The sequence below is a fragment of the Candidatus Polarisedimenticolaceae bacterium genome (genome assembly GCA_036376135.1).
Taxonomy (GTDB): domain Bacteria; phylum Acidobacteriota; class Polarisedimenticolia; order Polarisedimenticolales; family DASRJG01; genus DASVAW01.
Window position 1 is genome coordinate 1 of sequence record DASVAW010000060.1, and the last position, 2648, is coordinate 2648.

1 protein-coding gene is annotated in these 2648 nt (G+C 67.4%); it reads left to right on the forward strand.

The annotated features are described in order from the left end of the window. Window positions 1-2501 (forward strand): TonB-dependent receptor (locus VF139_05935; protein ID HEX6850928.1); only part of this gene is annotated, 2501 nt, incomplete at its 5' end. Window positions 2502-2648: the final 147 nt, after the last annotated feature.

The window sequence follows — 2648 nt, forward strand, 5'->3', positions numbered from 1 at the left end:
CACGCGCCACGATCAGCGACGACGAGGGCCGATTCCGGCTCGTCGCCCTTCCCGTGGGGACGTACGTCCTCCACATCGATCATCCCGCATTCGAGTCCGCCATCCTCGGCGACGTGACGATCCGCCTCGGAGGGACGACGGCGCTTCCGGCGCTCCGGCTGAAGCCCAAGTCCACCTTCGAGGAGAACGTCGAGGTGACGGCGCGTCCGGTGACGATCGATCCCGTGTCCACCGAGGTCGGAGGCACGCTCTCGTCCTCGTACTACGAGAACGTCCCGGTGGAGCGGAACTACCAGAGCATCGCCGCGCTTCTCCCCCACGTCGGGGTCAGTTACCTGGGGGACGACACGAACTTCGCGGGGTCGACCGGGCAGGAGAACCGCTACTTCATCGACGGCGTGGACGTCACCGACCCGTATCGGGGCATCGGCGGCACGAGCCTTCCCCACGACTTCGTGGAGGAGGTCGAGGTCCGGATCGGAGGATTCGAAGCGGAGTACCGCAGCGCGCTCGGCGGTATCGTCAATGTCGTCACGCCGTCCGGAGGCGAACGATGGGCCGGCAAGGTCTTCGGCTACTACGCCGGGGACCAGTTCTCGGGCGAGGCGCTGCAGGGCGTGACGCAGCTCGCGATGCGCGACTACCAGCAGTACGACGCGGGCGTGAGCTTCAGCGGCCCAATCGTGCGGGAACGGCTGCGGTGCTTCGTCGCGTACAACCCGGCGTTCGAGCGATCGCAGCGAGAGGTCCCCGGCACCGGTTACCACACGGACGACGCCACGGTCCACCGATTCGCGGGCAAGCTGACCTGGCAGGCCACGCCGCTGCACACGCTCGCGTTGACCGCCGTCGCCGACCCCGCCACGCGGGACGCCGTCGGCGACACCTTCGTCGTGTTCGGCACGCCGATCTCCTTCGAGAACCCCGACCCCCTGCTGCGGCACATCGAGACGGGCGGGAACACGGTCTCGGTCCGCGGGACCCACGTCTGGACTCCGCGCTTGCTCCTGGAAACCGAGATCTCGAGGCTGACGCGCAAGGAGGTCAACGAGCCCTCCACCGACCGCGGCCGCCAGGAGCCTCTCTTCATCGACTACCCGACGGGCGTCTGGTCCGGAGGCTCCCCGATCGACGTCGATGTCCGGAGCGCGCAGTGGACGCTCGGGGCGAAGGCGACCTGGTCCCGGGGGGCCCACGAACTGAAGGCGGGGCTCGAGTACCGCGAGAACGAGGCCGAGGTCCACCTCTTCTCGCGCAAGTACGCGCGGCTCGCGGAAGGCTCCTACAACGAGATTGTCTTCTGGCAGAACGGCTCCGTGCACCACCGCCTTCCCTCCGCCTTCGTCCAGGACTCCTGGCGCATCGGCGAGGGACTCACGCTGAACGCGGGATTACGCTGGGATGGACTCTCGATCGTCGGATCGGACGGACGGGTGGCCCAGACGATCGACGGCCAGTGGCAACCCCGCGTCGGATTCGTCTACCGGCCCGGAGCAGGCGACACGCAGCGGGTGTACGGGTCGGCCGCGCGCTACTTCCAGGAGCTCATGACCCAGTCGCCGACGCTGTACCACATCGAGGACTCCTTCCAGGCCGTCTACCTCTACGACCAAGACCCGACGCTCGATCCGCCGCCGCTGGCGCAGTTCGAGGTGCCCGGGTATATCCGCCCCGCCGTGGACGGCCTCCGGGGCCAGGGATTCGACGAGCTCACGCTCGGGTACGAACGTCGCATCGCCTCCCGCCATCGCCTCGGGGCTCGTGGCGTCTATCGAACGCTGCGCGACGCCATCGAGGACGCGACCGTCGGGGAGTCGTTCGAGGCGTTCTGGGGAAATCCCGGTCGCGGGATGCTCGCCGAGTATCCCCGGCCGACACGCGAATACCGCGCGCTGGAGATCACCTTCCAGCGGGATGGCGGGACCCGGCTCGGCTACCTGCTCTCGTACGTGTGGTCGCAGACTCGGGGGAATTTCCCGGGGCTGTTCGACTCGGACCGGATGAACCCCTTCGCGAACTCGAACCAGCAGTACGACTTCCTCGAGCAACTCGTGAACGCCGACGGGGAGCTTCCCAACGACCGGACCCACGTCTTCAAGGCGTCCGGTTTCTACCGCTTCGACTTCGGCCTGAACGTCGGGACGTCGATGGTGTGGGAGTCCGGAACGCCGTTGAGCGAGATGGGCGCGACGGTCTGGGGGCCGACCTGGTACACGTTCGTCCAGCCGAGAGGGTCCGAGGGGCGCACTTCCTCCCTGGTCGACCTGAACGTCCGACTGGATTACACGTTCCGTCGCTCGGCGAGCAGCCGCTGGCACTCCCGGCTCATCCTGGACGTCTTCCACCTGTTCAGCGAGCGGGACCCGGTGGACGTCGACCAGGTCCACTACTTCAACGCCGACGAGAACGGGAACCCGATCAACCCGAACCCGACGTACGGGCAGCCGACCCGGTACTTCCCTCCGACCACCGTCCGCCTGGGCCTCGAGGTGAGCTTCTAACCCGCCATCGAGCTCAGGAACTCCGCGTTGTCCTTCGTCTTGAGCATCTTGTCCCGCAGCAGCTCCATCGCCTCGACGGAGCTCATCTGCTGCAGGACCTTGCGGAGGACCCACGCGCGGTCGAGCTCCTGCTTGGACAGCAGCAGC